The organism is Mucilaginibacter glaciei (assembly GCF_014773245.1).
In the GTDB taxonomy this organism is placed as follows: domain Bacteria; phylum Bacteroidota; class Bacteroidia; order Sphingobacteriales; family Sphingobacteriaceae; genus Mucilaginibacter; species Mucilaginibacter glaciei.
In genome coordinates this window covers 537,749-560,013 of the sequence record NZ_JACWMX010000002.1, presented here as the reverse complement: position 1 = coordinate 560,013, position 22,265 = coordinate 537,749, and the positions used below count along the sequence as shown (strand labels likewise).

The window sequence follows — 22,265 nt, the reverse complement described above, 5'->3', positions numbered from 1 at the left end:
AAATCGGCAACATATAAAATGGATATTAAACAAGAATTAGAGAAGCGGATACTGGTAATTGATGGTGCTATGGGTACCATGATACAGCGTTACGAGCTGACTGAGGAGGATTTCCGCGGTGAACGTTTTCGTGACCATGCATCTGACCTTAAAGGCAATAACGACCTGCTGAATATTACCCGCCCGGATGTGATTAAAGCCATCCACGCCGAGTATCTGGACGCAGGCGCGGATATTATAGAAACCAACACCTTTAGCACCCAGGTTATTTCGCTGGCTGATTATCACCTCGAAGAACTGGCTTACGAGCTAAGTTATGAAGGGGCGCGTTTGGCCAAAGAGGTAGCTACAGCATATACCCAACAGAACCCTGATAAGCCACGTTTTGTGGCAGGTGCAGTGGGCCCCACTAACCGTACCGCATCACTATCTCCGGATGTTAACGACCCGGGTTACCGCGCCGTTACTTTCGATGACCTTGCCGAAGCTTATTATACACAGGTAAGGGGTTTGGTTGATGGTGGATCGGACGTGTTACTGATCGAGACTATTTTTGATACTCTTAATGCCAAAGCGGCCTTGTTTGCTGTAAACCGTTATGCTAATGAAACGGGCATCCACCTGCCGATCATGATCTCGGGCACTATTACCGATGCTTCGGGCCGAACACTTTCCGGGCAAACGGTTGAGGCCTTCTGGAACTCTATCCGCCATGCTAACTTGCTTTCGGTAGGACTAAACTGTGCATTGGGTGCAAAAGAGATGCGGCCCCATTTAGAGGAATTATCTGAGAAAGCCGACGTTTATATATCTGCTTATCCAAACGCAGGGCTGCCTAACGAGTTTGGTGCTTATGACGAAACACCGCATGAAACTGCCCACCAGGTTGATGATTTTATCAAGGCAGGGCTGGTAAATATTGTAGGTGGTTGTTGTGGCACCACGCCGGATCATATTAAATGTATTGCCGATAAGGCAGCTAAACATAAACCGCGTAAAAAGCCGGTAATTGAACCCTATTTACGCCTGAGCGGATTAGAAGCCGTCACCCTGACACCCGAAACTAACTTCGCCAACATTGGCGAACGTACCAATATCACCGGGTCTCCCAAGTTTTCTAAACTCATCCTTGCCGAAGATTACGAAGCTGCCCTTGCCGTTGCCTTGCAGCAGGTTGAAGGTGGTGCGCAAATCATCGATATTAACATGGACGAAGGGATGATCGACTCGGAAGCGGTGATGGTAAAATTCCTGAACCTGGTAGCCAGCGAGCCCGATATTGCCAAGCTCCCCATCATGATCGATTCCAGTAAGTGGACGGTTATAGAGGCCGGACTAAAGTGTTTGCAGGGTAAAGGTATTGTAAACTCCATCTCGCTTAAAGAGGGTGAGGAAAAGTTTATCGAATACGCTCAAAAGATCTTAAGCTATGGTGCTGCCGCGGTAGTAATGGCCTTTGATGAGACCGGCCAGGCCGACTCGCTGGAACGCCGTAAAGAGATCTGCGAACGCAGCTACCGCATCCTGGTTGATAAGGTGGGCTTCCCGCCGCAGGATATTATTTTTGACCCCAACATCCTGACCGTTGCAACCGGTTTGGAAGAACACAATAACTACGCAGTAGATTTTATTGAAGCTACCCGCTGGATAAAGCAAAACCTGCCCTACGCTAAAGTAAGTGGTGGTGTGAGTAATATTTCCTTCTCTTTCAGGGGGAATAACACCGTGCGCGAAGCCATGCACTCGGCATTTTTATACCATGCTATTGGCGCCGGTTTAGATATGGGCATTGTAAACGCCGGGATGCTGGAAGTTTACGAAGAGATCCCCAAGAACCTGTTGGAACTGGTAGAGGACGTGCTGCTGAACCGCCGCGACGACGCTACCGAGCGATTGGTTGAATTTGCCGATACGATAAAAAGTAAAGGTAAAGAGATTGTACGGGATGAGGAATGGCGCAAGAACCCGGTAGAACAGCGTTTATCACATGCGCTGGTAAAGGGTATCATTGAGTACTTGGATGATGACGTAGAAGAGGCCCGCCAGAAATTTGCAAAGCCCTTAGAAGTGATTGAAGGCCCGCTGATGGATGGCATGAACGTAGTGGGAGACTTATTTGGTGCGGGTAAGATGTTCCTGCCGCAGGTGGTGAAATCGGCCCGTGTGATGAAAAAAGCAGTAGCTTATCTATTGCCGTTCATCGAACTGGAAAAACAACGTGTTATTGATGCCGGTGAAGATAGCAGCGGCAGCCGTGCCAATGCCGGTAAAATATTGATGGCCACCGTTAAGGGCGATGTACATGACATTGGCAAGAACATAGTAGGGGTAGTATTAGCATGTAACAACTTCGAGGTGATTGATCTTGGGGTGATGGTGCCTGCCCAACGGATTATTGAAGAAGCGAAAAAGCACGACGTAGATATCATCGGCTTAAGCGGATTGATCACCCCATCGTTAGATGAGATGGTGCATTTTGCCAAAGAAATGGAACGCCAGGAATTTACTATCCCGTTAATTATTGGCGGGGCCACAACATCACGTATTCATGCCGCGGTAAAGGTGGCGCCCAATTACTCGGGTGCTGCTATCCACGTGTTGGATGCATCGCGCAGTGTAACGGTTTGCAGCAGCCTGATGAACCGGGATGGCAGGGACGCCTATATCCAGGGAATAAAAGATGAATATGCTAAAGCGCGCGAGGCACACGCCAATAAAAAAAGCGATAAGAGTTTTGTAAGCATTGAAGAAGCACGCGGCCAAAAATGCGTGATAGATCTGGCTAAAGTGCCGGCTAAACCACACCTTACAGGCACTAAGGTATTTGTAGCTTACCCGTTAGAAGAGCTAGTTCCCTATATCGACTGGACGCCATTTTTCCATACCTGGGAACTGCGCGGCAGTTATCCCAAGATCTTTAATGACAAGTACGTTGGGGGGGAAGCTAAGAAGCTTTATGACGATGCACAGGTATTGTTAAAACGAATTGTAGATAATAAATTGCTTCGCGCAAATGGCGTGATAGGCTTTTGGCCGGCAAATGCCGTAGGTGACGATATTGAGGTTTACACCGACGATACCCGCCAGCACTTGCTTACCCGTATCCATACCTTGAGGCAGCAGTCGGAGAAGGTAAAAGGCGAACCTTATTATGCTTTATCGGATTTTATAGCGCCTAAAGAAAGTGGCGTGGCCGATTATTGGGGTGGGTTTGCCGTAACAACCGGTATTGGTTGCGATGAGTTGGTTGCAGAATTTGAAGCCGACCATGACGATTATAACAGTATTATGGCCAAAGCCCTTGCCGACCGATTGGCAGAAGCTTTTGCCGAAAAAATGCATGAACTGGTACGTAAAGAATACTGGGGCTACTCGACAGGTGAGGAGCTAAGTACGGATGAAATGATCAAAGAGGAATACCAGGGCATCCGCCCTGCACCGGGTTACCCCGCCTGCCCCGATCATACGGAAAAAACCACCTTGTTCGAGATTTTGAAGGCAGAAGATAACGCGCACATGGACCTCACAGAAAGCCTGGCCATGATGCCGGCTGCATCGGTAAGCGGGTTTTACTTCGCCCATCCGGACGCCCGTTATTTCGGCCTGAACAAGATCAGCAAAGATCAGATTGAAGATTATGCCGAAAGAAAAAACATGTCAATCGAAACAGTGGAACGCTGGCTTGGACCTAACTTGAATTATTAAAAGCAGTGCGGGGAGCGGGTGAATGGTGCGAAATTCCGGATATAATTAAAAAACATGACATTCGCTGATTTAGAGGCTTGGAAGGAAGCAAGGTTGTTAGTTAAAATGGTGTACAATTGCCTTGCACTATTTCCTAAAGAAGAAATTTACGGATTGCAGTCACAAATTAAGCGGAGCGTAATCTCAATACCATCTAATATAGCTGAAGGTTGCGGTCGTAGTCAGCCGAAAGATACCATGAGGTTTTTCTTTATCGCCCGCGGATCTGCTTATGAATTGGAAACACAGCTTTACTTATCTTTCGATTTGGAATTTATCGATGAAACTACGCTAAAGTTGTTATTGGATAAACTTACAAGAATTAGAATATTATTGGCAGGACTAATTAAATATCAAACATCACAAATTATAAACTAAACCGCTCCGCGCACCAAAATCCACGCACTAATAACCAATGAAGATCACCGAACATATTGCCAACGCTAACGGCAAAACCTTATTCTCCTTTGAACTTATCCCGCCTTTAAAGGGGCAGAGCATCCAGGGAATATATGATGCCATAGACCCGCTGATGGAGTTCAAACCGCCGTTTATCGATGTGACATCACTACGGGAAGACTACATATACAAAGAGCACGATAATGGTTTGTTAGAGAAGCTGAGTTACCGCAAACGCCCGGGAACCATCGCTATTTGTGCGGCTATCATGAACAAGTATCATGTAGACACAGTTCCGCATTTGCTATGTGGTGGTTTTACGAAGGATGAGACGGAGAATGGTTTGTTTGATCTGCAGTTTTTAGGGATCGAGAATGTGCTTGTCCTGCGTGGCGATGCCCGCAGGGGCGATGCTTCTTTTGTGCCTAACCCTAACGGGCATAATTATGCAACCGATCTGTTGCAGCAAGTAGTTAATATGAACAATGGCATTTACCTGCATGACCATAGCGAAGAAAACTTGAAAACCAATTTCTGTGCCGGTGTAGCCGGTTACCCTGAAAAGCATTTTGAAGCCCCTAACATGAAAACCGACTTTAAGTACTTAAAGCAAAAGGTTGATATGGGTGCAGGTTTTATTGTAACACAAATGTTTTTTGATAACCGGAAGTATTTTGACTTTGTAAACAATTGCCGCGCTAATGGTATCAATGTGCCGATCATCCCGGGATTAAAACCGCTGGCTAATTCTAAACAGTTGGTGGGCTTATCTAAAACTTTTCATATCGATATGCCCGAAGATCTCTGCGACGCTGTACATGGCTGTAAATCAGAAAAAGAGGTGAAAGATGTTGGTATAGAATGGACGATCAACCAGTGTAAAGAACTGATCAAGTTCGGCGTGCCGGTTTTACACTTCTACACCATGAGCAACGCCGGGCCTACAAAACGCATAGCTGAGGCGATATTTTAAGCGAGTGGAAATGTTTTTAATAGTACCTTAACCCTCAATATGCTGTCATCTCTTTTTAAATTGTTTGGTCTAAAGCACAATGTGATGAATAACCGCGTTGTTTCCTGGTTAATAAAAAACGAGCAGTTTAACGCGCACTTGGTTAACTATCAAAAAAGCAATGAGCTGCAAAAACAGTTTGTGCAGTACCTGCCCGATAGGTACACAGCCAACTATTCGCTCTATAATAAGCAAACCGGGTTTTTTGAGTATAACGATATAAAGAAATGGACGGCTGGTTTCTACGAAAACAACGTGGGCGATCTCTCGCGTTTCCTGGCGCTGAATCTGTGCATAGATCAATTGCTGGAAGAGTGCATTGTAGGCGATATAGCTGAGTTTGGCGTTTTTAAAGGAAACTCGGCCTTTTTACTGGCACGGTTTGCGCAGAGGATAAATACCAATTGTTACCTGTTTGATACTTTTGAAGGTTTCGACGAGCGGGATTTTAAAGAAAATAAAGAAACCCGTTTTGAGCAGGATTTTTCGGGCACCTCGTTAAGCAGCGTAAAAGAATTCGTTGGCGAAGAAAACGTGGTTTATGTAAAGGGCTTCTTCCCCGATTCGCTGGCGCAGATAAAAGAAGTGGAAGGGCTTGCTCTTGTTCATATTGATTGCGACCTTGGCGCCCCGTTTAAAGCCGCGCTGGATTATTTTTACCCGCGGCTACAAAAAGGCGGATTTTTAATTATGCACGATTATACCAGCCTTTTTTGGCCCGGCGCTAAAAAGGCTATCGACGAATATTTTAAAGATAAGCCTGAATTTTTGATCCCTATACCGGATAAGTCTGGCACCTGCATTATCAGGAAGGTTTAAACAGATAACTATACAGAAGTTCACTATATGCAAGAAGCCGCTTCTGTTGAGGAACGGCTTCTTGCATTATTTATTCCAGCGATAGGGGCAACTATATCCCCGCTCTTTCGCCTTTTAATTTGCTGGCGGCAACTAAAACTTTCCATATCGATATGCCCGAAGATCTGTGCGACGCTGTACATGCCTGCAAATCAGAAAAAGAAGAAAAAGATATTGGTATAGAATGGACAATAAATCAATGTAAAGAATTGATGAAGTTTGGCGTACCGGTGCTGCACTTTTATACCATGAGCAACGCCGGGCCCACCAAGAGGATTGCTGAAGCGATATTTTAACGCCCTATCTTTTAAAAGATCTTTTCTATATGCACTAACTTACCGTCAAAATTTATTCCCTCTATTATCAGTTTCATTTTTTTGGTAACGTCGTTGTTATAGAACTTAACGGTTTGCTCCGGGTGGTTTTTATTTAAAATGATATTTGGGTCCCAAAATAAAGTGGTACGCAAGTCGGGTTTTGAAAGCACCACACCGGTAGCGTAATCAGGCGAGAAGAATTCCTTAACAGGCGTATAGCCTGGCATGGTAAACATCTTATTGCTCTTTCCATCAAACATAAAACCCTTACCGCGTTTGGTATAAACTGATATTACTCCTCCCGGTGCGCCAAATGTACCACCCATCGACGGGTCGTAGATCTTTAAATAATCAAAATCAAACATGGCAATCTCCCTGATGTCTGAAACTTTTACCTGGAACCCATTCAGAAAAAAGTAAACCGGATCGTTACGCCATATGGCCGATGGTGATTGTGATAATGGGTCGCGGATGATCAAGCCCGGAACCTTGCCTTGCAGATATTGAAAAAACGAGGAGTAATTTAGAAACCTCGGATCGTCGCCAACCTTTATGTTGGTGGATATGCCATCTTTAAAAACACCGCTGGTATAGGTTTTCTCCAACTTTTTCTCGTCGGTAACCTTTGTAGATTTAATCTGTACTTCCTTTAACTCCCGTGTGTTCTTTAATTGGAACAGATAGTCCTGCAGGCGTGCCGGCAGAGTAGCGGGTGCGGTTATTTTTGAAACAGTATCGGGCGTGAGTTGTAAAAAGGGGTACGGGTAGGTTTTTACCAAACCATCCCTGAAGTTGATTTTCAAGTTATTAACGTTAAGCGATTTATTATCAAACTTGAAATATAGTTTTGCATCCCCGTAATATATTAGACCATCCCTAAAAAAATAACCCTCTTTGTTAATCAGCATAGGCAGCACCACCGTATTGGTATCGGTGAGCTGTAACACAGCCGAAGCATATACATCGGTTTTAAAAGATGGCCATTTACCGATATTTCCTTTTATACTTAAAAAAGCGTATGACGGGATCGTATCAGATTTGGCCGGGCCATTTTCCCAGTTAAATTTTCGCCAGCCGTGTGTCAGCATCACGAGGTCTAAATTGCCTGTGGCTATCTCTGTATTATTAGTGAAATAGTAATAGGGGTTGACAATCTTACCACGCAGATCGCCTGTTAAAAGTAAATGTGAAATAATATTATCCTTATCGGCGGAATGAGGATCAATCTCTGCATCAGTAATAGATAATGAAAGGTTAGATCGTATGGTATCGGTAATCGCAAGCCTGATTTCGTTCAAACCGCGTTTGTTTTTATTTAACGTGGCGAATGAATGGGCTACATCAAACGTATAATCGTGGTTATTTATGAAAGAGATACGCTCTGCTACCGGCTGCGTGTTTTTATTAAATACTGTAAAATATAAAATCCCTGTTGGAAGATCCTTTACGGGGATGGTACCACTAGCCATCGTTGTGGTTGATAGGTTTAGCTCTGCCTGGTAAAAAATAGTACCATTAGCGTGTACAACAAGCGTTAACACCTTGTCCGGCTCTTCAGTAGTGCCTGACCGAAATACATAAAACTTTTTACCTGTGCTGATATTGGCGATATGTATGCTAACACCTATTGGCTCGGCAAGTGGTAAAGGAGTTGTGTGCTCCTGCCCGGTCGCATCCTTCCAAACAGCCTTGTAGATTTGTTTAGGCTGGGGCGAGAGTGTGAAAAAGCCCATCCCATCGTGGGTGGTGGCAAATTCGGTAACAATTTTGTCGTCACTTTTAATTACGCCGTTTACATTAAAAGGTAAACCATCCGCATTGGTGGCCTTAAAAGCTACAAGGGCTGGCACATTATCAATCCAATTACCACCTTCGGGTAAAAAGCTGATAGTTTGGCCACTCTGAGTTTGTCCCGCCCGCTGTTTTAAATTAATAACCGGCAGCATTTTATTATAAATAAAGCTACTGTCAGATTTTAGCATGGCTTCGGTATAAGCGCGGCAATAAATTGTGTTTGCGGAGGTATCGGCCGGAAGTATGATATTGCCGGATGCGGTAGATTCAAATATTGGTGCAGTCAGGCGTTTTAGAAGTTTGCCTTGCTCATTTACTAACTCTAAATAAAAGTTTTTTCCTGCGTGCGATCTTTGCGAACCTGAAAAAAGATAAGCTTTGAACCAAACAGTATCGCCGGTTACATAGCTATTTTTATCATAGTGGATATAAATTTTTTCCTGCGGGTTTTGCTGTAAGAAGGTGGAAACCTTAGCGGCTACGGTTTGTGAAAGGCAAACTTTCGTGCATAGCAAATTTGCGATAAAGCAAATTAGGATTACAGGTAAACGGTTCATACAGGTTTAGGATTGGTGCGTTAAAATAAGAAATTTTTGATAATCCTGATGCTGTTTTACAAAAAAAGCCGACCTCATGAGGTCGGCTTTGCTGTTATTGCCTTTGGCAATTATTTATATCCGCTCGCCTTTTAATTTGCTGGCGGCAAGTAAAGCTTTATAGGCATTTACCACGCCACCCGTTTTAGATAGGGTAGTAAAATCAACTTTGGTTTGGGTGCCAGGTTTTAAAACCATAGTACCGGTTAGTGGCGTAGCCGATTCCAGTATGACTTGTTTTAACTGTTTAGCACTTAAAGTAGGGTAATACTCTAATACCAGCGCCGCTATGCCTGCAGTGATAGGTGAAGCAAAGCTGGTGCCATCAGCTGTATTAAATTCAGCGTCCATATCTATCGAAGTTACCTTTACACCGGGTGCAAAAACATCCACATTCTTTTTACCGTAGTTGCTGAAAGATCCCGCCAGGTTTTGGTCCTGCTTGTCTGCAGATGCACCTACGCTGATCACATTATCCGCATCCACGCCAGATCCATCCTCAAAAATATCGTTCGGGAATTCCGGCTTGGCATCTACATCCTGGTTGTCATTGCCAGAGGCCTGCACCAATAAAACATCTTTTGCAGCTGCATATTTAAAGGCCTCGTCTACCCATGCTTTATGCGGGGACAGCTTTTTGCCAAAACTCATATTGATCACTTTTGCGCCATTATCAACTGCGTAGTGGATGGCGTTGGCAATATCTTTATCATATTCATCGCCATTGGGTACTGCTTTAATACCCATCATGCGTACATTATCGGCTATGCCATCAATGCCATATTTATTGCCACGTGCCGCACCAATTAAACCTGTAGTGCCTGTTCCGTGAGATGCATCGGCAAATTTAAGGATGTTATTACCGTAAGGCTTGCCGTCGTTAACGTTAGGGTCATCTCCAACAATGCGTTTACGGGCGTCAAGGTCGGGGTTAACGTCGTTATTTAATTTTGCTAAATACTCGCTTAATTCTTTAATGATCTTAGCGTTATCATCGCTGCCACCCTGTTGCTGAAAAACAGATTGCCACACATATTTGCTGCGGTTAATAGTATCGTTGGTGGTTTTTATCTTATCCAGATCGGCCAGTTTAAATGAATCCTCTCCCTTAAGGTTTAATGCGCGTTTGATATACCCGCTGGTTACCATCATCGCATTCATGGCAGGCTGCAATTGCTGAATTTCGGCACTTGATTTGGTTACCGTAGCATCATGCGTTTCTTTCACCATCAGCCAGTAATCAAACTCCTTTTTATTACCGCCGATTGGTGCGGTAGCGGTAGCATATTTTTCTTTTAAGCGATTAAACTCCCGCACCTCTTCGGTAGTTTCGGTAAAATCACATTTGCCACCGGGGCCGCCTAAAAAGTCCCAGCCGTGTATATCATCAACATAGCCGTTTTTGTCATCATCTATGCCGTTACCGGGAATTTCTTTTGGGTTTGTCCAAAGCACCGGTTTTAGATCAGCCTGAGCGGTATCGATACCGCTATCAATAGTTGCTACGATAACTGTTTTGCTTTTTTTGCCCTTTACAAAAAGGTAGGCGTCATTTAAACTCACACCAAAATAACCATCTTTTTTAAGATCCATGGTGTGCCAGTTTTTAGGAAGATCGGTAGGTTTTGGCCCGCTTTGCGCAGCTGCGTTATAATTGATAAGCACCGCGCCGGTGAGAACGGCTGCGGTTATAAATTTGCAAATTTTGTACATGTGTTATAAAATGGATTGTCTAAAATAATTACAAGTCGAATTTGATGCCTTGTGCTAAAGGCAACGTTTTTGAATAGTTTATAGTATTGGTTTGGCGCCTCATGTAAACTTTCCAGGCGTCAGAACCGCTTTCACGGCCACCGCCGGTTTCCTTTTCGCCGCCGAATGCCCCGCCGATCTCTGCGCCGGATGTGCCTATGTTCACGTTGGCAATACCGCAATCAGAACCCCATGCAGCTAAAAATGTTTCTGCCTCGCGCAGGTTTTGGGTCATGATAGCGGACGACAAGCCCTGCGGGACACCATTTTGCAAATCGATAGCCTCTTCCAGCGTGCTGTATTTGATCAGGTAAAGTATCGGCGCAAAGGTTTCGTGCTGTACGATCTGGTAGTGGTTTTCTACTTCGGCAATGCAAGGTTTTACATAACAGCCGGATGCGTAGGCTTCACCCGTTAACTTGCCGCCTTGCACGGCAAAGCTGCCGCCTTCTGTTTTGATCTTTTCGATAGAATCCAGGTAAGCATTCACCGCATCGGTATCTATCAACGGGCCCATATGGTTGTTTTCATCCAACGGGTCGCCTATTTTAATTTGCCCGTAGGCGCTAATCAGTTTTTGTTTAAAGGCATCATAAACACTTTCGTGGATGATGAGCCGGCGGGTGCTGGTACAACGTTGCCCGGCTGTGCCTACCGCGCCGAACACCGCGCCAATGAGCGACATATCCAGGTCGGCATTTTCTGTAATGATAATTGAATTATTGCCACCTAATTCTAACAGGCTTTTTCCTAAACGCGCGCCAACTGCCGCGCTTACTGCCTTACCCATGCGGGTAGACCCCGTAGCAGATATCAACGGTACACAGGTATCGTTAGCCATTAATTCGCCAATTTGGCGGTTGCCAATAATCAGGCAGCTAACGCCCTCTTCAATATTGTTCTTTTTTAATACCTCTTGGGCTATATGCTGGCAGGCAATGGCGGTTAGCGGTGTTTTTTCTGATGGTTTCCAAATACAAACGTCGCCACAAACCCAAGCCAGCATGGCGTTCCAACTCCAAACCGCCACCGGGAAGTTAAAGGCAGATATCACTCCTACAATACCCAGCGGATGATATTGCTCATACATGCGATGCTCGGAGCGTTCGCTGTGCATGGTCAGCCCGTATAACTGGCGGCTTAACCCTACTGCAAAATCGCAGATGTCTATCATTTCCTGTACTTCGCCGTAACCTTCCTGCAGGCTTTTACCCATCTCGTAAGATACCAGGGTACCCAATTGAGTTTTATTCGCGCGTAGCGATTCTCCTATCTGTCGTACAATTTCGCCGCGCTTAGGGGCCGGGATGGTACGCCATGTTTTAAAGGCCTTTTGTGCGGTTTTTACAACAGCATCGTAATCGCTGGCTGATGCAAACTTTACACCTGCTATCTTTTTACCGTCCACCGGTGATATAATATCTTTTACGATGGTATCAGCACTACTACCCCAATTGCTGCCTGTGCTAAAGGCTTCGTTTGTGTCGTTAATATGTAAATGATCGAGAATATCTTTTATTGCTATGCTCATAATGGTTACTTTTGTCAAAGGTAAAAATCTTTAGGGCAATTAAAATCCAACTCACCCGCTGCCGGCTAAATCGCTTTTCATTTATTATCAGCCATTTGTATATACAGTTGTTGATAATGTTTGTATGTTGAAAACTTAATTGCTTTATAGATGCTTACTTATTGTAATTTGAACTCATAGATTAAACTTAATAGACAGTGGTCTGTCAAGGTATCATATGGTGTTCTGCAAATAAACTTGAATGGAAGAAGAATTTGAATTTGGTTTTACCGAAGATCCAAAGTTTTCGGTAGAACGGTACGAAGAGATGATACGTAATCATGATCAGTACTTTTTTGATGCACAGGCGTTTGAGAACATCATCGACTATTACATCGAAAAGAACGATCCCGCCAAGGCACTGCAAGTATCAGAATATGCCCGTAACCAGCACCCTTTTGCTGCCGTATTTTTAATAAAACAAGCCCAGCTGTTAGTAGTGACCAACCGCGCAAGCGAAGCTTTTGCCGCGCTGGACAAAGCCGCAATGTTAGAGGCCAGCGACGCGGATATCTACATCATCAGGGGGAACCTTTATGAGAGTATGGAGCGCAATACGGAAGCTTTAGAGAATTACGAAAAAGCATTGGGCCTTGCCGAAGAAACGGACGAGATTTTATTACATATTGCCTACGTTTACCAAAACATGGGCGACTATGATACAGCCATTACCTATCTGAAACTTTGCCTAAAACAAAACATGGAAAACCAGGATGCGCTTTATGAGCTGGCATTTTGCTATGACGTTTTGGACAATCAGCAGGAGAGTGTGCTATTTTATCAGGCATATATTGATAACGAACCTTACAGTTATGCCGCTTGGTATAATTTAGGTAATGCGTTTACTAAATTAAGCTTGTTCGAGAAAGCTATCGATGCTTACGATTATGCTATCCTGATAAAAGACAGCTTTGCATCTGCGTACTTTAATAAAGGTAACGCCCTGGTTAATTTAGAGAAATATGCCGAGGCGATAGAGGTTTACCGCGAAACCTTTGAATATGAACAGCCCAATGCCGATACCTATTGTGCTATTGGCGAGTGTTACGAAAAGCTGGAGCAGATGGATGAGGCGCGCTCCTTTTACAAAAAATCGGTTAAGATGGATCCTAAACTGGCAGATGCGTGGTTTGGGATTGGTGTAACCCTTGATTTTGAAGAACGCTATTTTGAAGCCCTGCACTTTTACAAAAAAGCACTCGACCTGGATATTGCCAATGCCGACTATTGGTTTGCCATTGCCGATGCGGAGTACAAATTAGGCCACATGCCCGAGTCTGAGAAAGCCTATGAGAAAGTGGTTGAACTAAACCCTTTGGATGTGGATGCCTGGTTAGATTACTCGTCGATATTGTACGAAGATAAGCGGCTGGTTGAAGCGATAAGCATCATGTCTGACGCGATCAAGAACAACCCCGATGCAGCAGAACTGTACTACCGTCTGGTAGCTTACCTCATTGCAAAGGGCGAATTCAACGAAGCAATAACCTACCTGGAGAAAGCGCTCGCTACAGACCCGGAGAAACATTTTATTCTGTTTGATTACCTGCCGCAGCTGCAGGATAATAAGGTGATCGTTGATATTATTAATAAGTATACGAAGTAGTTTCCGATGTGCAGATATGCAGATTTAAGATGTGCAGATGGGAGGATCATCTGCACATCTTTTTTTTAAAACGAGGCGGTTAATAATTATCCCGAACTAAACATCTGTATCTCGGCACATTTGGCTCTTGCATATCTGCACATCAAAGCCGACCTTTGCGCCGATAATACTTTTAGTTATAAGCTATAACCATCTACCATGAACTATCATATCAACGACCTGCCGGACCGTACAGCCAAGCCACGTAATAGTGGTTTAACTATGGTGATGGACAAAGGCCTCAGCCTGCGCCAGGCAGAGGATTTTATTGAAATGGGTGAGGGTTATACCGATGTAATTAAATTAGGTTGGGCTACCTCCTATGTTAGTCCGAACTTAGATGCCAAACTAAAACTTTACAAAGATGCAGGTTTGCCGGTGTATTTTGGTGGTACGTTGTTCGAGGCGATGATCGTTCGCGGGCAGTTTGATGACTATTGCCGCCTGTTAGATAAATACCAGATGGAATACGCCGAAGTATCTGATGGTTCCATCGATTTGGAACATGACGAAAAATGCGAATATATCCGCAAGTTAAGCAAGCAAATTACTGTCATATCAGAAGTAGGCTCTAAAGATGTGCAGAAGATCTTTGCTCCTTATAAATGGATCAACCTGATGAGGGCCGAATTAGAGGCCGGTTCATGGAAGGTAATTGCCGAAGCACGTGAAAGCGGTAACGTGGGTATCTACCGCGATTCGGGTGAGGTGCGCCAGGGTTTGGTTGACGAGATCCTGACCCAGATCCCGGAGGAGAAGATCATTTGGGAAGCACCACAAAAGGCTCAGCAGGTTTGGTTTATCAAGCTGATCGGTGCAAATGTAAGCCTGGGTAATATTGCGCCTGTTGACATTATCCCGCTCGAAACCCTTCGTTTAGGAATCCGCAGCGATACGTTCGAGCATTTTTTGAAGAAGTAGTGATCTATAAATATTGCAGCCTTGCTTAAGCTAAAATGCAAAAGTCATAGCTTTTTATGTCAACCCATGTTTTTTACAAATAATTGATTGTCAATTGTTTAATAGATTAATCTTTTGAAATATGTAAACCTTTGTAAACCCATTTTTCAAAACAACCCACCACCTTATGCGTTAATCTTTAAAAGGAGATAACACGATGAGCATTCCCGACAATAAATTCCCTACCCCAGAGCCTACCGGCGACCCGAAAATAGATAATGCCGGGCAGGATGTAATAACCAATAGCGAAGAGTCTGACAAAGTGGTAAACACCGATGGCGCAGCAGGTTCTGTTGCCGATATGGATTGCATACAGGAGACCTTAAGCGGCTCTGAACTATCATCTTCAGCAACAGCAGATAGTGCCGAGCCTGCAGAGCAGGAAGCTGCAAATGGCGACACCGCTACCGATGCCGACGTTGCAGGCGGCAACCCCGTGATTTAAAATAAGGACACCATATTAAAAGATCTTGTAACAAACAGGCCGCCGAGTAAGCGGCCTGTTTGTTTTATTTTTTATGTGCAAATAACCAGGGGAATAGCTGCGGCTCGGCAAAGGCATCATCCCAACTGTTATGGTCATCGTTAGGGTACACCGTGAATTTGGGGTCGGCTCCGGCAGCCTTAAGCGCTGCAACCATCACCTCCGAATGGGTGAAGGGTACTACACTGTCTTTAGCCCCGTGAAAGAACCACAGCGGGGTCTTCTTTGCATAAATATGGGCGTTATTAGTGTTATCGCCGCCACAAATGCTAAAGGCTGCGGCAAAGGTGTTGGGTTTTCGTCTTAGCATCTCTAAGGTACCCATGCCACCCATGGATAGCCCGCCAATGTAAACTTGCTTTCTATCTACATAGGGCTTATCTAAAAACTGGTTAACCAAGCCCATCAACGCACTCATGGCGCGGGTGGGTTCGCCGCCTTCCAAAAAATTAAACCTGCGTTTACCGCCGGCGGTGTCAATTTTAACATTGCTCCAATAACTGTCTTTAGGGCACTGCGGCAGTATGATGATAGCCGGGTAATTTTGGCGAATGGTGTCATTCAGGAAAAGTTTGGTGCCGTACTTTAATTGCGCTTCGTTATCGTTACCGCGTTCGCCTGCGCCGTGCAGCACAAACAGGATGGGGTATTTCTTTTTTGGGTCGAGATGCTTTGGGAACAGGATGCGATAGGGTAATGTATCTTTTTTGCTGATAAAGCTGCCCTTATCAAAAGTGCCGGATGTTTGTGCCTGGGTAAAAAAAGGGAATGCCAGGCAGATTATACCCAGCATTCCTATTATTAATATTTTTTTAAGCTTCATAATTGGTTATCAAGGTTGATGATTATTGATAACGCAATTTATGCTTTTTTATGACCCGCGGTTAATTTTTGCTTAACGCCGGACTTTGAAAATCTAACTTTTTTAACCCCCGCTGAATTTCGGGGCAACTCATAAACAAGTTCCATAATAAGCCCGAGCGGTAGTTCTCTATCATCACTATTTCCGGCCCCTGGTCAATGGCCAGGTATGATTTACCATACCAGTTCTTAGATTCGCTAAAGGCATCGGTAAAGCCGTATTCACCCCAGATCTTATCGCCCAAGTCGTAATAAAAATGGCGCAGGGCCTTCATAGAATACTCCGGCGTGTAAGGGAAGGCAGAGATAGCCGCAGTAGGGGTTATCACTCCCAGGTCGTTAGTTGGCGAGTGGGCGTTGTAACCTTCGTAATTATCGCTGGCGGTTAATCCCCAGCAATTTTCGCCGTATCCTTTAAATTTCTTCGGGTTGTCTATACAGTAAGCCCTATTAATAAGCGTGTGATTTTGGTTTTGCTCCCAGTAATCGGCATACTTATCTTTCAGACCTTTGGGGTTTAGCCCCATGAACGAGTATTGCGAAAAGAACAATGGCCCGCCAAAGTCGAAGCCTAATGGCAGTTTATAACCATAAAAGGTTTTGCCATTTTTAAAGAAGTCGCTTTGCGCCCATCCCCGGTCGTAAATATCGGCACTCACCGGTGACCGGTCAGATGATTCGGCTAGAATATAGGTAATCAAACACTCGTTAAACCCGCGGATAGGAAAATTCATGGCCCATCCATAATTAGGGCTCCAGTGCCAGTACAGGTTGTCGCGGCCCTCGCGGGTAAACCAGGCCCAATCCATTTCGCCCCACATCCATCCAATCATATCGCGGATACGGCGTTCTTTTGGGTCGTCGGCCTTAAAGTATTGGCGTGCGCATAAAAGCCCCTGGAAAAGGTAAGCGGTCTCTACAATATCGGCGCCGTCATCGCGGCGGCCAAAGCGGATGGTTTTACCGGTTTCTCCATTCATCCAGTGCGGGAATGCCCCATGGTATGCATCTGCACGGTAAAGGAACTCTACAATTTTAAGCATGCGGTTAACAGCCTTGTCATGGGGTATGAACTTGCGGTGGTCGGCGGCTATCAGCGCCATTACCCCAAAGCCCGTACCACCCGTGGTAACCACCTCATCACCGTAATCGAATGAGGTGTTGCTCCGTTCTCGGGCCATGCCGCTTACCGGGTGCCCAAAATCCCAAAAATAACGAAACGTTTGGCGTTGCACCACATCTAACAGGGCACTGTCGGTTAGGCCTTTGATAATGCCAACAGGCTTAATTCCGTCAGGGCCGACAGCCGTTTTACCGGTCTTTTTTTGGGCGATGCCGTATAAGCCGGTTAATAAAAGGAAAAGTGTCAGGAAGGTCTTTTTCATCATAAGTAAAGTATATAAGGGATATGAGCTAAATAAAAAGGGTTGCCCGCCCAATGGACGGACAACCCTAACTCAATCAATCAAATATTTATTTTTAGTACCCCGGGTTTTGCTTTAAACGGCCACCACTTAAATCAATCTGTGTTTGCGGGATAGGGAACAATGCGTTTTTTGAACTCCAAGTTTTGCCATGGGCGGTAAATGCTGCTGCAGCACGGCCCGGTTGTACCGCGTCCTGGCGAACAATGTCAAAGAAACGGTCATGCTCCTCCGCCATTTCTACACGGCGTTCATGCCATACTGCAGTAAGTGAAGGGGCAACTGACGCCAGTTTAGCACGGGTACGTACCAAATTAAGAGAAGTTGATGCCGCACCCACGTTACCGATTTGAATAGCAGCTTCGGCATTGATCAACAATACATCGGCGTAGCGCAAAATGCGTACCTGTTTAGGTAAGCGGTCTGTATTGCCACCACAATTGTCTTCGGCACTACGGCTATGGTAGGCTTTGTAACTGTAACGGTCGTTCTCTACCGAGTCGCGGCCTGGAATACGGAAACCATCAAATAAACGGGTGCCGTTTGGCTGGATAGTGATGATAGTACCTGCTTTACGCACGTCGTTAGCTTCATACTCGTTTACCAAACTTAGCGACGGGTTGTTAAAACCAAAGCCCAGATCTGACCAGCCAAATTTACCGCCGGCACGCGGGCCTTGTGATACCGTGTAGAGGTTGATACCCGCGCTGCAAGATTTGTTGATACCCGCCTGGATCTCGAATATCGACTCATTATTATTGTTGCCACCATCGCCGTTAACCGCCTTCTGGCGCCATATAAGCGAATAATCTTGCACTAATGAATATTTACCGCTGGTGATCACTGCATTAGATAAATCATAAGCTTTTTGGTAGTTTTTCATGTATAAATACACCTTTGCCTCCAACGCCTGTGCAGCTGTTTTGGTAGCACGGCCTACATCTGTTGCACCTTTATCCGGCAGGTTACCTACTGCAAAGTCAAGGTCGGTGATGATGAATTTATAAATATCATCGGCGGTTGCCCGGGTTTGATATTTATCGTCATTGGCTTCGGCTGGTAAAGGCACTTTATCCAACAAAGGCACACCACCGTAAAGGCGAACCAAATTAAAATAGAAATAAGCCCGCAAGAACCTTGCTTCACCAATTAAGGCGTTTTTGGTTGCTGCATCAAACTGTGCCGCATTTAGCTTATCTAAAGCCTGGTTAGCGCGTGCGATACCCTGGTAGTGGCCTGTCCAAACGTTGTTTACAATGCCATTTGTGGCAGATGTGGTCAGGTTATCCACCTGTAATGCATCACCATAATCCGTAGGCGAACTTCCTTTATCCGCATCGTCAGAAGCGATATCAGACAGTACCACAAATTGTAAGCTCGTTATATCCGGGTCAAAACCGCCTATGTAAAATACGTTATAGATCCCGGTTACCAGATTTTTAGCCTGAGTAGGGTCGTTAGCTATCTGGTCTTGCGTTATCTGCCCCTGGGGTGCTACTTCCAGGTAGTTTTTGCAGGCACTAAATGTGCTTGCCACAACTGCTGCGCATATAAAAAGCAGTTTTGAATGTTTTTGATATATCTTTTTCATAATACAATAGCGTTAAAATTGAACATTTACACCAAATGCAAAAGTGCGGGTTACCGGGTAGTTTGTCGCATCAATACCAGCCGATAATATGTCGGTATTAAACAACTCTGGCGATGAACCGCTGTAACGTTTTGCTGTAAATAAATTTTGCGAGGTTAAAAACATCCTGAACTTAGAGATACCCGCACGTTTTGAAATAGCGTTTGGTATAGTGTAACCAACTGTTAAGTTATTTAACCTTAAAAAAGCACCCGATTCAATAAAGTAGGTGGACGGTGGCGTGCTTTGCGTAATTAAATCGGGATCTGTTGACGATGGTTTTGCTGTGGTAAAACGTGCATCGGCATAGCCGGCCTCAATGTTGTCGTTAGCGCTACCCCTTGAATTCTTTTTACCGTTATAGATTTTGTTACCCCAGTTGCCATAAAAATCGGCACTGATGTCAAACGCATAATAATTAACACCTAAATTAAAACCACCAAAGTATTTTGGCTGATATGAACCTGCGAAGATCCTGTCGTTAGCGTCAATTTTACCATCTTTGTTTACATCCTCATATTTCAGCCCGCCCACATGGTTGGCCTCTAAACTGTTAGGAACCGCTGCTGCAACTTCTGCCGCGTTTTGGAATATGCCTGTTGAGTGCAATACGTAGTAGCTTGCAATTGGCTGGCCATTTTCTGTACGGGTAATGGTTTGGCCGTTTGCACCGCCACCATTTAACGCCTGCCCGCCGTTTAAGCCGGTAACCGTATTTTTATTGTAGCTGATATTAGCACCTATGTTGTAAGAAAAGTTAGGGCTGATGTTATCTCTCCATCTTAAAGCAAACTCCACACCTTTATTTTGATACGATGCGGCGTTGGTAATAAAGCGGTTGTCCGGATCACCCAGGATACCTGGCAAGGTTACATAAGTTAAGGCATTGCTTACCTTTTTATCGTAGTAGTCAAACTCACCGGTTAAGCGGTTGTTTAAAAAGCCGAAATCTAACCCTAAGTCTAATTGTTTAGTTGTTTCCCATCTCAGGTTGGTATTTTTGATATCCTGGATGATAGTACCGTTTGCCAGGGTGCCATTATTAAAATAGTAAGGCTGGTAAGGTAAACCGGTTACGATGAATAATGATGGGTCGATGTTATCATTACCCAATTCACCATAGCTGCCACGTAGTTTTAAATTATCAAATATGCCGCCCTTTACAAAGCTTTCTTCTGAAATTACCCAGCCTGCGCCAACTGTATAAAAAGTTGCATATTTTTCAGCAAATTTCGAGCTGCCGTCGCGGCGGATAGATCCGGTTAAAAGGTACTTGCCTGCATAATCATAGTTTACACGGCCAATGTATGATTGACGAGTAAATAACGACCCGTTGTTGCTGTTAGTAGCGTTCAGGTCGGGGTTGCCCAAATCCAGAAACCATTGATCCTGATTGGCAGGTACATCTATACGCGAGCCATTAATATAATTTGAACGGGCTTTTTCTGTAACCACACCTCCTAATACGGTGAAGTGGTGTTTATCGAAAGTCCTGTCAAACGTTACCGTGTTATCCCACTGGTATTGGTAAGAATTATCATTCTGCACAAACAATGAACTGTTAGTTTGGCGCTGGTTACCACCACCAACGGTGAAGGTGTTACCATCTGCATCAAACTGGTAACCATAGTTTTTTTGATTATTAAAACGCGCATCCAGGTTAAAGGCCGAGTGGAAGGTTAGCCATTTAACAGGATTATAGTCAACCGCCACATTGCCCTGCACCCGATTGTTTAATATAAAGTTATTGGTTTTATCTAACTGCAAAAGTGGGTTGCCTACGTTACTCCAGGCAGAAGTGTTACCATACTTGCCATTTAAAATAGACGGGATTATTGGTGCTGCGCGATAAACGTTACCATAAACAGCACCGATATCAACCGCACGTTCTGCGCCGCGGGTTAAGGATATCTGATCGCTGAATTTTAGCTTATCAGAAATCTTTACGTCATTATTGGCGCGTAACGAGAAACGTTGAAAGTTATTGGTTTTGATAACACCATCCTCATTGTAATAGTTACCGCTGATAAAGTAAGTGCTTTTATCGCCACCACCCGATACCGAAATATTATGATTGGTGTAAAAACCCTTACGGGAAACCGCATCTGCCCAGTTAGTTGTACCAGGGATAGTTAACGGCGATTTATCATCACTTGTTATTTTACCGGGGCTGGCTACGTTTAGATAGTCGACATACTGCTGCCTGTTAGCCAATTTGATCTGGCTGGCAATTTCGCGGAACCCTACGTTAGCATCATAGCTTACAACAGCCGGGCCGCTTTTACCTTTTTTGGTGGTAATAATAACCACACCATTTGCACCACGCACACCATAAATAGCGGCCGATGCATCTTTCAATACATCCAGGCTTACGATATCATTATTGTTGATGTTACGGATATCGTCGGTTAAAACCCCGTCGACCACGTAAAGCGGGTTGGCACCTGCCAAAACAGAACCTGTACCACGGATACGTAAAATAGGCGCCGAATTGGGCTGACCTGATGATAGTACCTGTACACCTGCTACCTTACCCTGTAAGGCCTGAGTAGGAGTTTGAACTGGTTGTTTGCTTAGCTGGTCGCCGTTTACGCTGGCTACCGCACCGGTAACATCACGCTTGCGCTGCGTGCCGTAACCTACAACAACAACCGTTTTAAGCTCGTTAGATTCGCCCTTTAGTAAGACGTTTAAAGTAGTTTGCCCGTTTACCGGCAGGGATTGGGCAGTGTACCCAATATAGCTGAATGTTAAGGTTGCGTTTGTAGGTACGGAAATTGAGTACGCGCCGTTTACATCAGTTTGAACACCGTTTGCAGTTCCTTTAATACCTACGCTAACACCTATAAGGCTTTCGCCGGTAGCAGCATCTGTAACTTTACCTTTCAAGGCAACGTTTTGCGCTATCGCATTGGTAGTAAAAAAGAATAGCAATAGCATCAACCCTGAGATAGTAGAATTTCTCTTCATAGTGGTTAAATGTTAATTACTTGGATTAATTGGTTTTGTAGGGTCGAAATTGAGTAGATAATACATTTTTTACAAATAATGCTACTCTACATTAATACATCAAACGCTCAACACTTTCTCAACAGCTTTTGTTTTAAATTTTAATTTATTGATTATTAGGCAATTGCTATTCAATAGTTTATCATTTACATACTACACTGCAATGTAAGAATCAGTCAAAGCTGAATAAGCGTTTGTGTGGTAATGATG

At 44.5% G+C, this 22,265-nt stretch carries 15 protein-coding genes; 8 read left to right on the top strand and 7 right to left on the bottom strand.

The features are described from left to right. Positions 1–18: 18 nt before the first annotated feature. The 5 genes from metH to IDJ76_RS07170 all read left to right on the top strand — a co-directional run bounded on the left by metH (position 19) and on the right by IDJ76_RS07170 (position 6,309). A complete protein-coding gene (gene metH / locus IDJ76_RS07190; protein ID WP_191162206.1) occupies positions 19–3,705 on the top strand; it encodes a methionine synthase in 3,687 nt (1,228 codons plus the stop codon). A gap of 54 nt (positions 3,706–3,759) precedes the next feature. Beyond that, positions 3,760–4,122: a four helix bundle protein gene (locus IDJ76_RS07185; protein ID WP_191162204.1), complete on the top strand. Its 363-nt coding sequence runs from the start codon at positions 3,760–3,762 to the stop codon at positions 4,120–4,122. Between the two features lie 37 nt (positions 4,123–4,159). Further along, positions 4,160–5,116 (top strand): methylenetetrahydrofolate reductase [NAD(P)H], encoded by a 957-nt coding sequence (gene metF, locus IDJ76_RS07180; RefSeq protein WP_191162202.1) that lies wholly within the window; start codon positions 4,160–4,162, stop codon positions 5,114–5,116. A gap of 84 nt (positions 5,117–5,200) precedes the next feature. Further along, on the top strand, positions 5,201–5,974 hold the full coding sequence (locus tag IDJ76_RS07175; RefSeq protein ID WP_191162200.1) for a TylF/MycF/NovP-related O-methyltransferase: 774 nt from the start codon (positions 5,201–5,203) through the stop codon (positions 5,972–5,974). A gap of 119 nt (positions 5,975–6,093) precedes the next feature. Next, a complete protein-coding gene (locus IDJ76_RS07170; RefSeq protein WP_224746223.1) occupies positions 6,094–6,309 on the top strand; it encodes a methylenetetrahydrofolate reductase in 216 nt (71 codons plus the stop codon). 11 nt (positions 6,310–6,320) lie between these two features. Here IDJ76_RS07170 and IDJ76_RS07165 read toward each other — a convergent pair whose 3' ends face one another. The 3 genes from IDJ76_RS07165 to amaB all read right to left on the bottom strand — a co-directional run bounded on the left by IDJ76_RS07165 (position 6,321) and on the right by amaB (position 12,003). After that, positions 6,321–8,681, bottom strand: a complete 2,361-nt coding sequence (locus IDJ76_RS07165; protein ID WP_191162196.1) for a hypothetical protein — start codon at positions 8,679–8,681, stop codon at positions 6,321–6,323. Between the two features lie 114 nt (positions 8,682–8,795). Then, the gene (locus IDJ76_RS07160) at positions 8,796–10,433 is read right to left on the bottom strand and encodes a S8 family serine peptidase (protein ID WP_191162194.1); all 1,638 of its coding nucleotides are present in this window, start codon (positions 10,431–10,433) and stop codon (positions 8,796–8,798) included. A 28-nt stretch (positions 10,434–10,461) separates the two neighbouring features. Beyond that, the gene (amaB, locus tag IDJ76_RS07155) at positions 10,462–12,003 is read right to left on the bottom strand and encodes an L-piperidine-6-carboxylate dehydrogenase (protein WP_191162192.1); all 1,542 of its coding nucleotides are present in this window, start codon (positions 12,001–12,003) and stop codon (positions 10,462–10,464) included. Between the two features lie 241 nt (positions 12,004–12,244). Between amaB and IDJ76_RS07150 the strand changes: the two genes are divergently transcribed. From IDJ76_RS07150 to IDJ76_RS07140, 3 genes are all read left to right on the top strand, one after another. After that, on the top strand, positions 12,245–13,648 hold the full coding sequence (locus tag IDJ76_RS07150) for a tetratricopeptide repeat protein (RefSeq protein WP_191162190.1): 1,404 nt from the start codon (positions 12,245–12,247) through the stop codon (positions 13,646–13,648). Positions 13,649–13,846: 198 nt separating this feature from the next. Then, positions 13,847–14,608: a phosphosulfolactate synthase gene (locus tag IDJ76_RS07145; RefSeq protein WP_191162188.1), complete on the top strand. Its 762-nt coding sequence runs from the start codon at positions 13,847–13,849 to the stop codon at positions 14,606–14,608. A gap of 196 nt (positions 14,609–14,804) precedes the next feature. After that, positions 14,805–15,092, top strand: a complete 288-nt coding sequence (locus tag IDJ76_RS07140; RefSeq protein WP_191162187.1) for a hypothetical protein — start codon at positions 14,805–14,807, stop codon at positions 15,090–15,092. Between the two features lie 64 nt (positions 15,093–15,156). Here the strand turns inward: IDJ76_RS07140 and IDJ76_RS07135 are convergent, their stop codons facing one another. The 4 genes from IDJ76_RS07135 to IDJ76_RS07120 all read right to left on the bottom strand — a co-directional run bounded on the left by IDJ76_RS07135 (position 15,157) and on the right by IDJ76_RS07120 (position 22,016). After that, on the bottom strand, positions 15,157–15,954 hold the full coding sequence (locus tag IDJ76_RS07135) for a carboxylesterase family protein (protein WP_224746222.1): 798 nt from the start codon (positions 15,952–15,954) through the stop codon (positions 15,157–15,159). A gap of 61 nt (positions 15,955–16,015) precedes the next feature. Then, positions 16,016–17,380 (bottom strand): glucoamylase family protein, encoded by a 1,365-nt coding sequence (locus IDJ76_RS07130; RefSeq protein WP_224746221.1) that lies wholly within the window; start codon positions 17,378–17,380, stop codon positions 16,016–16,018. Between the two features lie 91 nt (positions 17,381–17,471). Next, a complete protein-coding gene (locus IDJ76_RS07125; protein WP_191162185.1) occupies positions 17,472–19,007 on the bottom strand; it encodes a RagB/SusD family nutrient uptake outer membrane protein in 1,536 nt (511 codons plus the stop codon). 12 nt (positions 19,008–19,019) lie between these two features. Next, positions 19,020–22,016, bottom strand: a complete 2,997-nt coding sequence (locus tag IDJ76_RS07120; protein ID WP_191162183.1) for a SusC/RagA family TonB-linked outer membrane protein — start codon at positions 22,014–22,016, stop codon at positions 19,020–19,022. Between the last annotated feature and the right edge of the window lie 249 nt (positions 22,017–22,265).